This window comes from Pseudomonas sp. WAC2, assembly GCF_030403525.1.
Classification (GTDB): domain Bacteria; phylum Pseudomonadota; class Gammaproteobacteria; order Pseudomonadales; family Pseudomonadaceae; genus Chryseomonas; species Chryseomonas luteola.
The window spans coordinates 796,376-813,243 of sequence record NZ_JAUEPD010000001.1 but is presented as its reverse complement, the minus strand read 5'-3'; the positions used below and the strand labels follow the sequence as shown (position 1 = coordinate 813,243).

Sequence of the window (16,868 nt, the reverse complement as noted above, 5' to 3'; positions counted from 1 at the left end):
GTAGCCCCAATGTCTGCCAGCTACTCGGTCGGTTCCTGGCAGACATCCACCCATTGGGCCTCGACCAGTTCGGCCAGCCGTTGCGGGGTAATGCGCACGGCGCTGTGGATTGCGCCAGCTGCCGGCAGGACCTCATCAAAAGCCTTGAGCGAGCAATCGCAATACACCGGCATGGGCGTTGCCAGTCCGAATGGGCAAACGCCGCCTACCGGATGGCTGGTCAGCAGCTGCACGCGCTCGCCATCCAGCATCTTGGCTTTGCCGCCAAACGCAGACTTGAGCTTTTTATTGTCCAATCGTGCATCGCCTCGTGCCACGAGCAGCACCTCACGCTCACCAATCTTCAGTCCAAGCGTTTTGGCAATTCGCCCCGGTTCGACGCCATGTGCTTCGGCCGCCAGGGCAACGGTTGCGGTGCTGGTTTCAAGCTCAATGATGTGAATATCCGGGGCGTGGGTCGTGAAAAAGTCGCGGACTGAATCCAGGCTCATGAGGGGCTCCCATTCGGTAGAGCCTGGATTCTTGAAAAGCCGGGCGCGTGCGTCAACCCTTGATCAGCATTCAACCATGCTGACAGCGAGCCCGCCTCGAGAGGTTTCCTTGTATTTGTCCTGCATGTCGGCACCGGTATCACGCATGGTACGAATGACTCGATCCAGCGAGATGAAATGTTCTCCGTCACCGCGTAGCGCCATCTGGGCGGCATTGATGGCTTTCACGGCGGCAATGGCATTGCGCTCGATACAGGGCACCTGAACCAGTCCTCCCACCGGGTCGCATGTCAGGCCCAGGTTATGCTCAAGGCCGATTTCCGCAGCATTTTCCACCTGTTCTGGCGTCGCGCCCAGCAGCTCGGCTAGTCCGGCGGCGGCCATGGCACAGGCCGAACCCACTTCGCCCTGACACCCCACCTCGGCGCCTGAGATCGAGGCATTCTTTTTACACAGAATACCTACTGCGGCTGCGGCCAGCAGATAGCGCACAACATCTTCATCGTTAGCATCCGGGTTGAATTTCATGTAGTACATCAGTACCGCAGGAATGATGCCTGCTGCGCCGTTGGTAGGCGCCGTTACCATGCGACCTCCCGCGGCATTTTCCTCATTGACCGCCAAGGCGAACAGGTTGACCCACTCCATGGCTGAAAGCGTCGAGCTGATAACGCTCGGGTTGGTCATCGCCCGCAGGCTACGGTGTAGGCGAGCAGCGCGACGTGGGACTTTAAGGCCGCCCGGCAGTACACCTTCGTGAGCCAGCCCATTCCGGATACATTCGCGCATGGTCTGCCAGATATGTAAAAGGTTTGCGCGAATATCAGCCTCGCTGCGCCAGGCTTTTTCATTGGCGAGCATGAGGGCGGAAATGGACAACCCATGCTCACGGCACAGGCGTAGCAGTTCTGCTGCGCTGGAGAAGTCATAGGGCAGGGTAGTGGTATCCTGATCACGCTGACCGCTGGCCGCCTGTTGGCTGTCGATAACAAAACCGCCGCCCACGGAATAGTAAGTTTCCTCGAACAGCTCTCCAGTCTCGCCAAATGCGGTGATGGTCATTGCATTGGGATGGTAAGGCAGGTTCTCATCAAGCAGATGCAGGTCCCGGGTCCAGACGAATTCGATAGGATGGCTACCCCCGAGCATAAGCGTGTTTTCAAGCTTGAGCGTCTGGATGCAGGGCTCGATCCGGTCGGGATCAACCCGGTCTGGCCACTCTCCCATCAACCCCATCAACGTTGCACGGTCAGTCCCGTGCCCGACACCTGTTGCGGACAGGGAGCCATACAGGCGTACTTCTACCCGGCGAGTCTGCTCCAGGCATTGTTGCTCACGTAAGGTGGAGACGAATAATACACCGGCTCGCATGGGGCCTACCGTGTGAGAGCTGGAAGGACCCACGCCGATTTTAAACAGGTCGAATACGCTGATGGCCATGCTGAAGTCCTGAATATGAGGTTCAATGGTGACCGTAACGTACGTAACAGTCTGAGGATCATCATGGGAAAAGCGGCCTCCCTGCACAATCGATACGTTCTAAGCGACCCTTTAGTAGAGCTAAACCCATGAGCCGGATCCTGAACGCGCAAACGCAAGCCTGGCTTCAAGTATTTGCCTGTGCGGCACGCCACCTGTCCTTTACCCGCTGTGCCGAGGAGTTGCACGTAACGCCAGGCGCCATTAGCCAGCAGATGCGACAGCTGGAAGAGCGGTTGGGGTTCAAGCTGTTTCACCGAATAGCCCGTGGGCTGGAGCTGACGGCGGAGGGGCAACGGCTGGCCTCAACGGTCAATCAGGCCTCAGGACTTGTGGACGCAGAGCTGCGACGGCTGAATGCCGGTCAGTTTGGCGGCGTGCTCCGGCTACGCTCGATTCCTTCCTTTCTCGGCAAATGGGTCATGCCGCGGCTACCCAAGCTGCAGGCTCGCTTTCCGGATATCCAGCTTCGGGTCGTTGCTGAAGACAGTTCATGGTCACTGCGCGAGGGCGAGTTTGACCTTGCCATTGATCTTAATGACGGTAGTTATCCTGGTCTTGCATCCACGTCGTTGCTGGACGAGCAGATATTTCCGGTGTGTGCTCCTTCGCTATTGGAGGGGCGCCCGCCACTTGATCGTCCCGAGGCGCTGGATCATTACCCATTGCTGCATGACATCACTGCCTGGCGCGGCAGTTATGAGTATGCCGAGTGGGAGTTTTACCTGGCGTCCATTGGCGCCCCTGCACTGGATGTCAGGCGAGGTCATACGTTCAATCGCAATCACCTGACTATCGAGGCGGCTATTGCCGGCATGGGGGTTGCCATCGCGCGGCGCCATTTGATCACTAACGAGCTGGAGCGGGGTGCGTTGGTTATTCCCTTCGGGGTATCCGTACCGGCGCGCAAGCGTTATGTCCTGCTTTATGCGCAAGGTGCTCTCGCTGATCCACGTGTACGTTCACTGCATGACTGGCTGGTTGAGGAGGCCCTGGCCAGTGCGTCAACGCCCCAGCCGGCGTAACTCGTCCGACTCGACAAAACGAACACCGTCGCCTTCCTCCAACGCGAGTCGCCAGAGTGCTCGTGCCAACACGCAGACCTCAATGCCATGCCACTTGCCAGGCAGCAGCTGGGAGAGCGGGGCGGCAATCTGTTCGCCCAATCGCTGCTCGTTACGGGGGCCGAGCAACAGCGAGGGGCGTGCAAAGGTGATCTGCGGCCAGCCTTGATCTTGTAGTGCCTCTTCAAGCTCACCTTTTACCCGGTTGTAAAAGATCGAAGAGGAAGCATCGGCACCAATGGCACTGATAACCACGAAGTGTCTGGCACCCAGTTCGCGTGCGCGACGTCCGACAGCGATGGGCAGGTCATAATCAATGGCGCGAAAGGCTTCCTGTGAGCCGGCTTTCTTGATCGTGGTGCCCAGGCAGCAAAAGGCCGTATCCAGCGGGCCGGTGAGCTGAGGCAGCATATCCAGCAATTCGCCGACCGGGTTTTCCAGGCGTGGATGAGCAGGAAGTGGTCGGCGGGTAGGCGCCAGGACACGTTGAATGGTTGGCTCATTCAGCAGGCGATCCAGTAAGTGTTCGCCGGTAAGCCCCGTGGCGCCTGTAATCAGGACATGTTGCGGAGTCAGGTGCATCGCAAAGCTCCTTTCGATGAGCATGACTGGCGGAGCAGGTAGGCGGCCCGCGCTTCTGCCCGGTCCGCTTCGTTGTAATGCCCGCCCTTATCCCATCGGACAACATTTAAGGGCGAAAGGCTCATTGCTCTGCAACGTGGCTGGTTGATCCAGCGCGATAGGCCTGCCATTTTTTCAGAACAGCAGGCGGCGCCCAGATCTGCGGCTCCGATGGCTCGAACCCTTGTGCCGCCTCGCGCTCGGCGACACGCTTGCTGGCGATCGAAAATGCCTGCTCGGGATCGTCTGTTGCCTGGAAGGCTTCTGCAAACAAGGCCTTCCCAAAATAAGTGAAGTCCGCTTCGTCCGTGCAGCCAAAAGACGTCCGGTCCGCACGTGAGGCGGTAATGACCATGGTATGGTCATCTTGCAACGGGGGAAGGAAGCCGCCGCTGTAGCAGGCTGAAACGACAACGATCTTGTCGCGGTTCTTCAGCGGCTCAAGCAGGGACGCAAATTCAATGGCCGGCAAGCTGGCCAGTTGCAGACCCGGCTCGCTCAAGGATAAACGATGGTCGGAGGAGCCATGGCTGGTGAGGTAGACAAAGATCAAATCCTCAGGCCCTGAGCGCTCGGCCAGGGTGGCAATGGCGCGATGAAGATTTTCCCGCGTTGCCAGTGGGGTTACGCTTTTAAGATCACGCTGATTGATCAGGCGAACCACGCTACGGGCATTAAAACGATTGACCATCAGCTTGGCGACATAATCGGCTTCACGTTGAAACACTCGCTGATCGCCATCGCCTGCTAGAGTAATACCGTAAAGCTCGGTACTGGCCGTAGAGGGACGGACGTTATTGAGTTCCTGACCCAGGCGCTCGCCTTGTTCCAGTAGCGCAACTTCCATGGGGTCAGGTTGGTAAACACCGTCATCGCTGCGGATGAACTGGCCTTCGCTCCAGAGCCCGCTTTCGCGGCGCCCATCGGCATGGGTGTAGGTGCCATTGCCATCGAACTGGCCGTTCAGGAAGTCACCGATATACACGCTGCCGTCTGCCTCGGTGTATTGCCCCAGCCCATGGTACTGCCAGCTTTTGAAGCTGCCGCTGTAACGGCTGCCATCGCTGCCGTGGTACTTGCCTTGGCCGGTCATTTCTCCTTTCTGGAAGGATCCTTCCCAGACATTACCATCTACGCTTTGATAGCGACCCTGGCCGGAGAAAGCACTATCAACAAAGTTGCCTTCGTACAGATTGCCTTCCTGATCGACCCATTGACCTCTGCCGTTCAGGCGGCCATCCGTGAAAATGCCGTTATATTGACTGCCGTCGCTTTCAGTCCGCGCGCCGCGGCCCTGCATGCGGCCCTCGAAGAAATCACCTTCGTAACGCCAGCCGTCATTGGACTCCAAGACCCCTTTGCCATGGTACATCCCCCGGTGGAAGGAGCCTTCGTAACGTCCGCTAGGGGAGGTCAGCTGCCCTTGACCCTCATAGAGGCCATGATGAAAACGGCCTCGATAGCGAGTGCCATCCACAAAAAACTGCTCGCCCAGGCCTTCGGCCAGGCCGTCTCTGAACGAGGCACGCAGCCAGTTGCCATTGGCCCAATCGAGGCGCCCCTCACCTTGTAGGCGTCCGCGCTCCACATCGCCGTGGTAGACCGAGCCATCCGGTAGACGGATCTCGGCTGCCTGGGCGAAAGGGGCGGGAAGAATTACGAGGCTCATGGCGAGCCCCAGGGGAAGAAGCGCTCGGGTCGCCCGATAGGGCGGCCTTACCATCCAGAGGGAACGGCCCTGATGGATGCGGGCCGCCAGCCGGCGTGTGCCGGCTTTAACGGGATTCGAGACGAACCAGATGGCGTTCAAGGGTAGACGAATAGGGTTCAAGCAGGCGTTCGACACAGCTGGCACCTTCTGGACTCGCAATAGAGCGGATTCGGGCACGCTGGCGCAGCAGTTCATCATCGGCGATGCTGCGCTCGACCAGGAGCAGGTTGCGACTGTGCCGACTGAGTGCGATAGCGTTCCGGACCGTATCGTTATTGAGCAGCTCTGGCAGCTTCAGGTTCACCAGACGTTCGCCCTGCGTCAGACCCAGCTGCAGCTGCAGCGTGATCCCGCTGTCGGCTACTTCGACCTGAAGGGCATGGCCTAGCGCTCGCATGATTTCACCGCAGCACAAGGCATGAGTCAGATAATCATCTTCGCCCTGGGTTTCGTGGAAAAGGATCAGGCTGCCGCCATCGATGAGGCTATGCAGTTCACCCTTGTACAGCGAGGTGGCCTGCTCCAGGCAATCCCTGTAACGCTCCAGAAGACTGACCAGGCGCGCACGGGGCAGCTTGCGTAACTGCTCTTGAGACCCGAGCTGGATCGCCAGTACCGCGCTGGAAACGATGTCGGGTTCTGACGCCATGGTCGGTGTAACGGGCTCGGCGGCTGCCGCTGTCTCTACAACTTCGTTTTCTGCCTCGTCCGGCATGACATCGGCAAAGGCGTCTTCGTCGAACTCGTCGTCACCGTCTTCGGTAGTCACCGGTGCTTTGGCCGGTTTCTTGGCGGCTGCGGCAGCCTTGCGTGGTGAGGTGGAGCGAACCTTGATACCGGCGCTTTCATCGAGGAACGGGTTGTCCTCGTCGCCTTCTACCGGAGCTGCTGCCTTGGCTTTTTTGGACGGTTTAACCGGCGCCGGTTTGGGTTTTTCAGGGACCAACCGCGCCTGGAGCTGACGCGCCAAGTCACCAATTTCATCCTGACGACCAACGCTGGGAGCCGGATCATCCGGGTCACGCAGCCAGACACGCAGCTCCAGCAGGGGCGTGGAAATGTTGCGGCCCAGGCGCAGGCTGAGAATCAGAGTCAGCATCAACAGGATAAGCGCCAACAATCCCATGTTTTGCAGGCTGATCACCATGGGTTGCTGGAACTGATTCATGTCCAGACTGATACGCAGCTGGCCAGTGGTCACGTCTTGAAACTTGATCGACGTGGAGTAGATGCCTTCCGCCTCGCCCAGAAGATTGCGCGTCGGGCGGGTGCCTGCTTCGGCCAGTACACGATTATCCGGACTGAACACTGCCGCGTGGGCAACCAGCGGATTACGCGCCAGATTACCCAAGAGCACGTTGAGGCTCAGCGTATCGTTGGATACCAGCAGCTCCGTCGCTGAGGCGGCCGTCTGGGTAACCAGCGTCTGACCTACGGCATCGGCCTGCTGCTGCATGGCATGCCGGAACTGCAAGCCCACGACAACGGCATAGATCACCAGGGCGGCGATGACGAGAATAAGGCTATGGGAAACAATGCGGAGCGCGATAGGAACACGGCGCTGGCGCATTGCACGAAACAGCAGAACGAAGAAATTGTCGGGCTTGACGGTCGCGTGCCGGGTCACTGGTGAATTCTTTGGGCAAAAATGTGGGGCGAAGTATAACCAGCGACCAGAGGTCGTTAAAGCGTACTAACCGAGTCCGTCAACCACTCGTCTGCGTATGGGTGGTTCTGCACCGTTTTCGGAAACAGGTAGAATCGGGTTTTTGACCCCTTGGTGGAGGCTGCGCCTTGCGAGACATTCTTCTCATTACCAGCACCGGGTATGCCGGCCCCGGCTTGAGTGCTGCATTGACGAGCGTAGTGGCCGAGTCAGGCGCAGCGTTGCTGGATATTCGTCAGAGTCGTGTGCAGGGGGCCGTAACACTTGCGTTGCTCATCAAGTTGCCCGAAGGCGCTGATGCCGCTGCCTTGGGTGAAGCGCTCGAACTACGCGCTGCGGCCGTGGGGGCCAGAGTGCACCTGGCTGCTCTGGATGCAGAGGCTTATGCCGCGTGGCAGGCCAACGAGTTGGCTCCTCGCCATATCCTGACGCTCATGGGACGCCAGCTGGACGCCCACCAGGTTCAACATGTGAGCGAACTTGTCGAGTCCCACGGTATGACCATTGAGCGTATCGAGCGGCTGTCGGCACCTGACGCCAGGGAGCGTGCTGTGCTGGAATTTACGCTGGCGGGTGAACCGCAGGATCTGGAGGGGCTCAAGGCTGCCTTTTTCACTGCGACCCAGAACTTTGAGATGGATATCGGATTTCAGGCTGACACGCTGTTCCGCCGCCATCGGCGACTGGCCGTATTCGATATGGATTCAACATTGATCCAGGCGGAAGTCATTGATGAGCTGGCCAAGGCCGCTGGTATCGGAGAGCGGGTTGCCGCCATCACCGAGCGAGCCATGCGCGGTGAGCTCGATTTCAGGGCCAGCTTCAAGGAGCGACTCGCCCTGCTCAACGGCCTGCCTGAAACGGTACTCGAAGACATCGGTGCAGGGCTGCGCCTGACCGAAGGCGCCGAGCGACTGTTTTCCGAGCTCAAGCGATTGGGATACAAGACCGCCATCCTGTCCGGCGGTTTTACTTACTTTGCCCGCCAGATCCAGGCTCGGCTGGGCATCGATTATGTCTATGCCAACGAGTTGGAAACAGTGGACGGCAAGGTGACCGGTGTGGCGGTAGAGCCCATTGTGGACGCGCAGCGCAAGGCTGATCTGCTGCGTGAACTGGCCATGAAGGAAGGGCTGAGCCTTGAACAGACCATTGCCGTAGGGGATGGGGCAAACGACTTGCCTATGCTGGGTCTGGCCGGGTTGGGCGTTGCCTTTCGCGCCAAGCCGCTTGTGCGTCAGTCGGCGCGCCAGTCAATTACAACACTGGGTCTGGATGGCGTGCTGTATCTGCTGGGTGTCAGAGACCGAGACCACGTGCTTTGATCAGGCGCTGAAAGAAAAGCCGGCTATTGCCGGCTTTTTCATGTCTGTCGCTTATTCGTCCGCGACGAATTCATAGTTCATTGCCTGGCTGGGTTCCTGCAGGTAGTAACCCTGGATGTAATTCACACCGGACTGCCAGAGCGTTGCGAGGATCGTGGCGTTTTCAACGAACGGCACGATGCACAGCTTTTTATGCTCTTGAATGCCGCTAATGAGGTTTTTCAGCGTTTCCTGGTTTTCCGGATTGCCCAGGTCGCGGACAAACGAGCCGTCTACCTTGAGGAAATCGATTGGAACCTGCTTGAGAATATTGAACGGCGCCAATGCACAGCCGAATTGACCCAGAGTGACGCGATGCCCCAGCTTTTTCAGGCCGTTGGCCATGATCTTGGTCTGGTTGAGGTGAGCCAGGGCATTGGCCTCGCTGATTTGGAAGATCAGGGATTCAGCTGGTAAGCGAGCGGCCTGCAAGGCAGCCTGCAGCCAGAGCAGGAGTCTTGCGTCCTGTAGCGAAGCGGCGGACAGGTGAATGAACAGGCAGGTATCGTGCCCACGGGCGCGGTGATCGACCAATACCTTGATGGCGTTATGGATTACCCATCGGTCTATCTTTGCACTTAGTCCGCTTTCTTCCGCTACCCGGAAGAACTCGGCCGGCGGTACTTCTTCGTTCTGAGTATTGTTCAGGCGGAGCAGCACTTCATAGTGCTCGCGGCTGTCACCACGCAGGCTGATGAGTGGCTGGAAGAGCAGGCGGAAACGGCTCTGTTCCAGCGCCTGTTGCACAATGGCAATCAGGCTGCCTCGGCTGGCTGCTGCTGCCAGTTCTTCTGCCGGGTCGTATCGTTTGATGGCATTACCGCCCTGTTTGGCAATCGCCAGGGCGCAGCGGTGAGCGCGGTCCATGATTTCGTGCGCATTGACGGTCTGCTCATCAAGTGCCGTCAAGCCAATGGAATAGGAGGGTTGCAAGGCCCGCTTGTTGATTTCAATGGGCTGTGACACCGCTTGACGGAGCAGTGGTTTCAGGCGGCTTTCAAGCTGCTCAGCAGTGCCGCCCTGAACCAGGACGGCAAATGCATCATCGCTGAACCGTGCAAGCAGCGCTGGCGGTACGAAGTGCTCTTTCAGCTGGTTGGCCAGGGCGGCCAGCAGCGCATCAATGTCGGAAATGCCGATTTCAGCGAGGATGGCCGCGTACCGGTCCAGCTGCAGGTAGGCGAAGCTGGCTGTCTGACCGTGCTGGACCACTTTCTCCATTTCCGCTTCCAGCGCCTCCACAAGCCGGGTGCGATTCAGCAGACCGGTGACAGGGTCTACGCTGGTAGCTTCTCGCAGCTTTTCTTCCAGCTCGGCATCGTTCTGGTTGCCGTCACGGATGACAACCTGAATGCAGGGCTCATCTTCGTAGGTGGCTGGAGAGAAGCTCATGTCCGCCGTGAAGGTAGAGCCATCGGCGCGCAAGCCCTGGCAGAGGAAGCGGGCTGTGCCGTTGGCTTCGGGATCGTTGGAGTATTGCTTGAGAAAATCGCGAAACGCCTGCTGATCATCGCTTGCCACCAGATCAATGACCGGCATCCCTTCCAGTTCTTCCACATCCGTATACCCGAAGAGCTGCAGGTAAATGGGATTGGCATGAACATGCATCCCGTCATGGACATAGGCGATGGCATCTTCGGAGCTTTGCAAAAGCAATTGGCACCGTTTTTCTGCCTCATGCAGGGCTAGTTCGGCGGTGCGATAGGCACGCCGAACCTCCAGATTGCCAATCTCGCGCCGGGATACGAGCACGAGTCGTTCGTCTTCACCCAGCGGAACGGCATCCTGAGCCCCATTCAGTAACGCCTGGGTAATCGCGTCGGGCTCTTCAGGGTCGACCAGCTGGATAACCGGAATATCCTTGGCCTGGCGCTTGATGGTCTTGAGCGCCTCGTGAGGAGAAAGCTCTTCACAGTTGGGCGCTGCAATGAGCAGGTCCCAACTCTGCTGAAGTGCAGCGGCCAGCTCGTCCGGCTCTGTGACGCACTGTGCCCGGGTTGCGCAGCCCGCATTTCGAAACAGACTTACCAGTCGCTCGGCTTCATTCTGTGACTCCTCAACAATGAGCAGGCGGATGGTCTTCTTTTCGATAGCCATAGGTCTACGTATGAACCCGGACAGTTAAAGCGGTTAATAATCGAAGAGGCTGGAATCTACAGAGACTTCCATAAGGAGTCAAAATCGTCCTCCGTGTTGGAAGACGGTCCCTGGCTTCCCGGCCTGGGTGTTTCTGGCGTCGGTCGCGCCTGCTCCAGCAGACGGTATTCGAAGACGCTGAAGCTAACGGTAGCATTTTGACGCCTTGTCAGCATGCCTTGTTGCTCGACTCCCTTCTGATTGATCTGAATCTTGCTGCCTTCCTGGAAGGGCAGACGCGGGGCAACGAGAGAAGGAGACTGGTCTATGGCCTTGATTTCTGGAAGCAGCAGACCTCTCAGATATTGGCTGTGTTGCTCGGTCTTGCGAAGCAGCTGCAATCCACAGGGGCGAGCCGTAGGCGCCAGCAGCTCGACGCCCATCTGGGTCCCGCTGCCAGGGACCTGGCGTATCCAGCGAATGACTGCAATACCCCAACTGTGTTCGTTCAGGCCGCGCAGCCCCAGCACTTCGCCCGCTTGCAGTTGGTCCGGCACTTCCCCAGGCCAACTGACGCAATAGCCGCCCGGGCTGTGATTGACGATGGGCAGCGAGAAGAGGGGGTAGGTTTTATCTAGCTCAATCTGTTCGCTTTTCACATCCACAGGCGTGTCGTAGTGGATTTCCTCATGCGCGTCCAGACTTGTATTGTGCTCGGCATCGAAGGCCAGTGACCATACATCCGACGTCTTTTCAGTCGGAGCAAAGTCCGGCTTGGATTTGGGCGGTTCCGGCAGGTTGAGCGTCTGGGCAAAGGCTACGCGACCCGAAAGGTGATAGTGCAGCGCACTCATGCCAATGCAGATCTCCAGGCGTCCTTGACCCGGGGTGCGCTGAAAGGCCCGGTCGGATTCCTGGCCCCATGCCGCGCGCAGGTGTTGCAGCAGGTCCGTGCTGATATCCGGCTGCACTGGCAGGCGTGCACGGCTGCGCTCCTCCGGCGGCAATGCCAGATAATCAGAAATCTGGCTGACCAATACCTGTGTTGACAGGCCTAGTAGGCCGCTCAGGCTGGCCTCCTTGAGGAGGGTTCGGTAACGTGGCGGCGCATCGATCTGAGGTGCGACTACAAACAGTACGCCTGGCTGGTCAGCGGGTTTTATCTGCACGAGATTTGCCCATTGATCGAGGTAATCGACCAGCTGGGCAATCTGACGCTGGCGCATCTGGTTACACCGCGCTGCCCCAAATAGCAGCGGGACAGCATAGGCCTCCTGCAAACTCTGGCCATCAGGGCGCGTCAGTAGGTCGTCCCGTACACGCTGGCCCTGCAGATTGAGACGCAGGGCGATCTGGAAAAGCTGATGCAGCTCCAGCCAGAGATGATCGGCTGCTGGGGTATACAATTGGGCTGCGCGAATCAGCGGGCCGTAAAGGCCTTTCATGGCGCGCTGTAGGGCCAATGGCAACAGGCTGGCCCGATCACGCGAGGGCGTATTGAGTTCGTCGACCACCACCAACTTGTAGCCTGCCGCCATATGGTTCTGTAGCGCCTGACACAGGTTGGCTACCTTGCGTGAGCGCTCGTCCAGCACAATGGGCTGGTCAAGAACATGGCGTTCGAGCATGACACACGTCCGGTTCACTTCCGGTCGCAACAACTCAAGCATGCGCAGACGTTGATCGTTCGGCTGGATCAGCTGGTTGATTTCCAGCATCCCCTGGTACAACAGACGCGCCACTTCCCCGAGCTTTGCTCGCGGCAATTGGTCCAGCCAGCGTTTCAATCCGGCGGGGCTGGCTTCGCAGAACGTAAGGCTCCGCTGCGTGGGCGTCGGTACCCGCAGCAACTGCTGAGGGCCTTTACTATCCATTGACTGTCGGTTCTCCAGACTGAGCGGCGATAACAGTCATTATCCCCAATATTCAACTACTGGACGCCAGCGGTATCGGGCTAGCGTCCCTGTGTCGCAGGTGTCAGACGTCTCCCAACAGAGGCTCGATAACCTCGGCGACCTTGGGCGAGCCAATCTGCTGTCCCATATTGACCGTGCTGAAGGCGCCTAGCTCCTGAGCCCAGTTCACTTGATCAGGGCCAAACAGGACGATAACCGTGGAGCCCAGCTTGAAACGGCCCATTTCTTCACCTTTTTCCAGATGAATGGGCGCACGTGCCGCTTCGTCGTAACGTGTTGTTTTCAACATGCGCTTGGGTGGTGTCACCATACCGGCCCAAACGGTCTCGATACTGGCCACGATCATGGCACCGACTAGAATCATGGCCATCGGACCGCGTTCGGTATCGAAGATGCACACGACACGCTCATTGCGGGCAAACAATTCCGGAACGTTCTCGGCGGTCAGGTGATTGACCGAAAAGATTCGCCCGGGTACATACACCATCTCTTTCAGCGTGCCGGCAATGGGCATGTGTACGCGGTGATAGTCCTTGGGCGATAAGTAGATCGTCGCGAACGATCCACCCATGAACGGTGCAGCCCGTTGGGCATCACCACCTACAAGCTCCAGCAGACTGTAGCTATGCCCCTTAGCCTGGAAAATACGGCCATGCTCGACCTGACCGATCTGGCTGACTTCGCCGTCGCTCGGGCTGACAATGGCTGTCGGATCTTCCGGTAGCGGACGTGCATCTGGCTTTAAGCTGCGGGTAAAGAATGCATTGAAGTTTTCGTATGCCGTCAGGTCTTCGACCTGAGCCTGGCGCATATCCACGTCGTAGCGACGGGCAAACCATGCCGTCAGGGCATTCTTGAACCAGGGCATCCGGCACTCGGCGAAGCCGCCAATCAACCGTGACAGGAAGTGATGAGGCAGTACGTGCTGGCTAAGAATGAACAGGCGGTCTTTCAAATTCATGGTGTGTCCTTGAGCGGCAATATATGAAGCGTGAACCCGCGGGCGAGGCCAGACAAGGCAAAACAGAAAAGGCCGGGTCAGATTGCCGTGACCCAGTTCTCGTTTTATTGTACAGCCATTCGGCTCGCCGCTGGAAACCCGCTATCAGCGTTCGACCGGAGTATCCGGATGATTTCCCCATTCTCCCCAGGAGCCGGCATAACCCTTGATTCGGGGGTAGCCCAGCGCCTTGGCGACCAGATAGGTAAATCCCGAGCGGTGGTGCGTCTGGCAATGGGTAATCACTTCCTTGTCGGGCGTGATCCCCAAGGCATTAAGTGTTTCGGCCATATCGCTGCGGATACGCAGGCTACGTGCCGGGTCCATGCCGGCCGTCCACTCGAAATTGATGGCGCCCGGGATATGCCCGCCCTTGGCTGCCAGGACTTTTTCGCCTCGATATTCCTGTGGCCCGCGTGCATCCCAAATGGCCAGATCTTCCGCACCCAGGCGGCTCTGCAGATACTCGCGCGTTGCAGTGGGCTCATCATGCAGTGTGAGGTTAACCGGCGTATCCACCGGCGGTGGCGCATCCTGCGTCAGTGGCAGGCCCGCTTCGACCCAGGCATGACGGCCGCCGTTAAGGTAATGGTAGCGGTGATGACCGATCACATCCAGCAACCAGATGAACCGTCCTGCCCAGCCACCGCCTTCGTCGTCATACACGACATAAACGGCCTCAGGGCTGTGGCCCAGTTCGCTGAACAACATTTCCAAGTCGGCTTTTTCAGGGAGAAGCCCTGGCGCTGGAGGTTTGCCCAGTTGTATACGCTGGGGCGCAACGAAGTAGGCGCCGGACACATGCCCCTCGGCATAATGCGCAGCGCTGGATAGATCGACCAGAATCAGCTCCGGCGTGTCGAGGCGGGCGGCAAGGTCGGCAGGCTCGATCACGAGCGGCAGGTCTGTAAAGGACATATCAGGTCATCCGGTCTGAAATCATGGGTTCGATTGTAGCGATCATGTAAGCCGTTGGACGTAATTCATCACGCCACGCTCAATGCAGGTAACGGTTTTGTTGATAGCCTGCTGGTCACGCTCGGAAAACGGCTCGCCCCCGTTGTCAATAATAGCCAGCATCGTGACACGGCCCTTGCTGCCCATCGAGCGCAGCACCATGTGTGAGTGTGGAAACAGGGCTTGCAGATTACCAGGCAGGTGAGGGCGAAACTGCGCGCTGTTCTCCGGGGTAATACGAAGTTGGGCGGGATCGCTCATCAGCTTGCGCAGCAGGGGATGATTGTTGATAGGTAGCTGAAGCCCCTTGGCTGCTTCGGGCAAGCCATGAATACCTTGAGCCATGAGCACTGTCTGGTCCGCATCGGGTGTCAGCAGGATCAAGCGTGGCAGGCTGGCTGCCGCCAAGGCATCCCTGGCGCAGGCTGTCAGTTGAATACCATTGGTAAAGGGGCTGGGCGTCTTTACCAGTTCGGCACAATATCGGCGCCACGCGTCTAGTCCATCGCCTGTCGTTTGGTTATTGGCTGCGGCTGATTGGGTGTCAGGCGCGGCCTTCCTGTTTGACTGCAGGCGTCTTGCATCCCAGGGCCAGATCAGGGCTTCGGCCGGATGCCAAAGGCCTGGAATGAACTGTTGGCGAGCATGCTGCGCGGCGGCCTGATGGGTGACCTGCTGAATATGATCCAGTGACTCATGCATATAGAGGCCGACCAGCCGTTGCCAGCGGAGGATGTGCGGGTTGCTCCAGCTCTGGTGGGCGGCCACGGCCAGGCCATTCGCCAACAGAATTGTGTTGCCGGGCTGGGTGAGCCACCGACGTAGCGGCAAGTCCTCATCCAGGCGCTGTTGCTGCTGAAGAGGATGGGCATCGTTGTGGGCAATGTGCAGCGCCTTGACCAGGCGGCGACGATCTTTCACCAGCAGACGATATCCGTCTACAACCCAGGCGGGCAGGCTCCAGCGCTCGGCTAGGGTCAGGCACAGGTCCAGAAGGGGTACGCCAAGCAGCTCCTGCTCGACCGTGATGGCCGGTTCGTTGTTGCCGAGTACCCGCTGCTCCCATTCTTCCCAGAGTTCTGGATAAGCCTGAGCCAGTGGCCACACGGGCGCCAGGAACAGAAGCGTAGAGAGACGAACCTCCTGGCGCAGGCGAGCCAGGGTATTGCCGAAGAGACCATTGGCCTGCGCCATGGCGTGTTCGCTGATCAACAGGAGCTGCGAAAGGGCCGGCGAGTATTTCTCTTTAGCTTCCGACGGAAGTGCCGATAACAGGTACTCAGCGGGACCCAGCCCGAGCCGGCTCAAGGCTACTTCCAGCGAAACCGCAGGATTTTCCCGGCCAAGCTGGCTTCGGTTGGACTCCCTTAGCAGCACTAGCGACAGGATCGGTGACTGAAGCGCCACCTCGGCAATTTCAGGAACGGTCTTGTTGCCATTGGCCAGAGCCCTGCGGACATCTTCCTTGACTTCTTGGGGTACGGATAAACGTACGCTTTCCAGCCTTTTCAGCCAGGCGTCGAGCGTATTTGGACGAGCGGTAGTAATGGACATAGAGAGCTCGCATGAATGGCTTACAGAAATACCTACAGTCTGGCGCAGATTATCCGATAACTAAATCAGCAGCCTCTTTGTGGGCCCTTGTTTAACTAGAAGTGTTTGAAAATCATGGTCAAGATCATCGGCATTATCGTTGTCATCGGTAGCATACTCGCAGGCTTTGTGCTGTCGGGCGGCAGTATCATGGCTCTCGTGCATCCTTACGAAGTGCTGACGATTGGTGGCGCTTCGTTGGGTGCCTTTTTGCAGGCCAACTCGGGCAGCACCTTCAAAACCGTGTTTAAGAAGTCTTTGTCCATGTTTGGTCATCGCTTCACTCATGCGTACTACCTGGACGTGCTCAAGTTGCTCTATGAAATCCTTAACAAGAGCCGTCGGGAGGGCATGATGTCCATCGAAGGCGATATTGAAGAGCCTAACGAAAGCCCGATCTTCAGCAAATACCCAGCCATCCTCAAAGATGCGCGGATGACAGCCTTCATCACTGATTATCTGCGTCTGATGTCGTCTGGCAATATGGCTCCGCACGAGTTGGAAGGGTTATTCGACATGGAGCTGAACAGCACCAAGGCTGACCTTGAGCACCCTTCCCATGCCGTAGCCAAGATCGCCGATGGTATGCCAGCTATGGGTATTGTGGCAGCGGTACTGGGTATCGTAATTACCATGGGCCTGTTGGCCGAAGGGGACACCATCAAGATTGGTGCGAGCGTAGGTACCGCCCTGGTAGGTACGTTCCTGGGTATTCTGGCGTCCTACGGCTTCTTTGCACCCTTGGCGGCCTCGCTCGAGCATGACGCCAAGGAAGAACTGAACGTTCTCGAGTCCATCAAGGCCACCCTGGTTGCTTCCGCATCGGGCATGCCGCCAACCGTGGCTGTCGAGTTCGGTCGTAAAGTCCTGTATCCCGCCCATCGCCCAAGCTTCATCGAGCTTGAGCAAGCAATGCGCGGCGCGTGAGGT

General features: G+C 58.3%; 13 protein-coding genes. 3 read left to right on the top strand and 10 right to left on the bottom strand.

Annotated features, from left to right (window positions below; all coding sequences use genetic code 11):
• Positions 1-20: 20 nt before the first annotated feature.
• Positions 21-491 carry a YbaK/EbsC family protein gene (locus QWJ10_RS03690; protein ID WP_150348115.1) on the bottom strand — a complete coding sequence of 157 codons (471 nt, stop codon included), beginning with the start codon at positions 489-491 and terminating at the stop codon, positions 21-23.
• Between the two features lie 63 nt (positions 492-554).
• Positions 555-1,931, bottom strand: a complete 1,377-nt coding sequence (locus QWJ10_RS03685) for an L-serine ammonia-lyase (RefSeq protein WP_289924403.1) — start codon at positions 1,929-1,931, stop codon at positions 555-557.
• 128 nt (positions 1,932-2,059) lie between these two features.
• Between QWJ10_RS03685 and QWJ10_RS03680 the strand changes: the two genes are divergently transcribed.
• Positions 2,060-2,995, top strand: coding sequence for a LysR substrate-binding domain-containing protein (locus tag QWJ10_RS03680; RefSeq protein ID WP_074823370.1), 936 nt, complete (start codon positions 2,060-2,062; stop codon positions 2,993-2,995).
• Here QWJ10_RS03680 and QWJ10_RS03675 read toward each other — a convergent pair.
• The 3 genes from QWJ10_RS03675 to QWJ10_RS03665 all read right to left on the bottom strand — a co-directional run bounded on the left by QWJ10_RS03675 (position 2,975) and on the right by QWJ10_RS03665 (position 6,993).
• Positions 2,975-3,616 carry an oxidoreductase gene (locus tag QWJ10_RS03675; RefSeq protein ID WP_239382067.1) on the bottom strand — a complete coding sequence of 214 codons (642 nt, stop codon included), beginning with the start codon at positions 3,614-3,616 and terminating at the stop codon, positions 2,975-2,977. The two genes, QWJ10_RS03680 and QWJ10_RS03675, sit on opposite strands and share 21 nt — an antisense overlap.
• 121 nt (positions 3,617-3,737) lie before the next feature.
• On the bottom strand, positions 3,738-5,501 hold the full coding sequence (locus QWJ10_RS03670) for a C13 family peptidase (protein WP_289924397.1): 1,764 nt from the start codon (positions 5,499-5,501) through the stop codon (positions 3,738-3,740).
• Positions 5,431-6,993: a histidine kinase gene (locus QWJ10_RS03665; protein WP_289924396.1), complete on the bottom strand. Its 1,563-nt coding sequence runs from the start codon at positions 6,991-6,993 to the stop codon at positions 5,431-5,433. The genes QWJ10_RS03670 and QWJ10_RS03665 overlap by 71 nt, the downstream gene beginning before the upstream one ends.
• 167 nt (positions 6,994-7,160) lie before the next feature.
• Between QWJ10_RS03665 and serB the strand changes: the two genes are divergently transcribed.
• The gene (gene serB / locus QWJ10_RS03660; RefSeq protein WP_289924393.1) at positions 7,161-8,357 is read left to right on the top strand and encodes a phosphoserine phosphatase SerB; all 1,197 of its coding nucleotides are present in this window, start codon (positions 7,161-7,163) and stop codon (positions 8,355-8,357) included.
• A 51-nt stretch (positions 8,358-8,408) separates the two neighbouring features.
• On the opposite strand, the gene QWJ10_RS03655 is transcribed toward serB, so the two are convergent.
• The 5 genes from QWJ10_RS03655 to QWJ10_RS03635 all read right to left on the bottom strand — a co-directional run bounded on the left by QWJ10_RS03655 (position 8,409) and on the right by QWJ10_RS03635 (position 15,899).
• Positions 8,409-10,493, bottom strand: coding sequence for an EAL domain-containing protein (locus tag QWJ10_RS03655; protein ID WP_289924391.1), 2,085 nt, complete (start codon positions 10,491-10,493; stop codon positions 8,409-8,411).
• A gap of 56 nt (positions 10,494-10,549) precedes the next feature.
• Positions 10,550-12,346 (bottom strand): molecular chaperone, encoded by a 1,797-nt coding sequence (locus QWJ10_RS03650; protein ID WP_289924389.1) that lies wholly within the window; start codon positions 12,344-12,346, stop codon positions 10,550-10,552.
• Between the two features lie 103 nt (positions 12,347-12,449).
• On the bottom strand, positions 12,450-13,343 hold the full coding sequence (gene asd, locus QWJ10_RS03645) for an archaetidylserine decarboxylase (protein ID WP_122044863.1): 894 nt from the start codon (positions 13,341-13,343) through the stop codon (positions 12,450-12,452).
• Between the two features lie 150 nt (positions 13,344-13,493).
• A complete protein-coding gene (locus QWJ10_RS03640; protein WP_289924387.1) occupies positions 13,494-14,306 on the bottom strand; it encodes a rhodanese-like domain-containing protein in 813 nt (270 codons plus the stop codon).
• 42 nt (positions 14,307-14,348) lie between these two features.
• Complete coding sequence (locus tag QWJ10_RS03635; protein WP_289924386.1) at positions 14,349-15,899, bottom strand: HDOD domain-containing protein; 1,551 nt, start codon at positions 15,897-15,899, stop codon at positions 14,349-14,351.
• A 114-nt stretch (positions 15,900-16,013) separates the two neighbouring features.
• Between QWJ10_RS03635 and motA the strand changes: the two genes are divergently transcribed.
• The gene (gene motA, locus QWJ10_RS03630) at positions 16,014-16,865 is read left to right on the top strand and encodes a flagellar motor stator protein MotA (protein ID WP_125887327.1); all 852 of its coding nucleotides are present in this window, start codon (positions 16,014-16,016) and stop codon (positions 16,863-16,865) included.
• Positions 16,866-16,868: the final 3 nt, after the last annotated feature.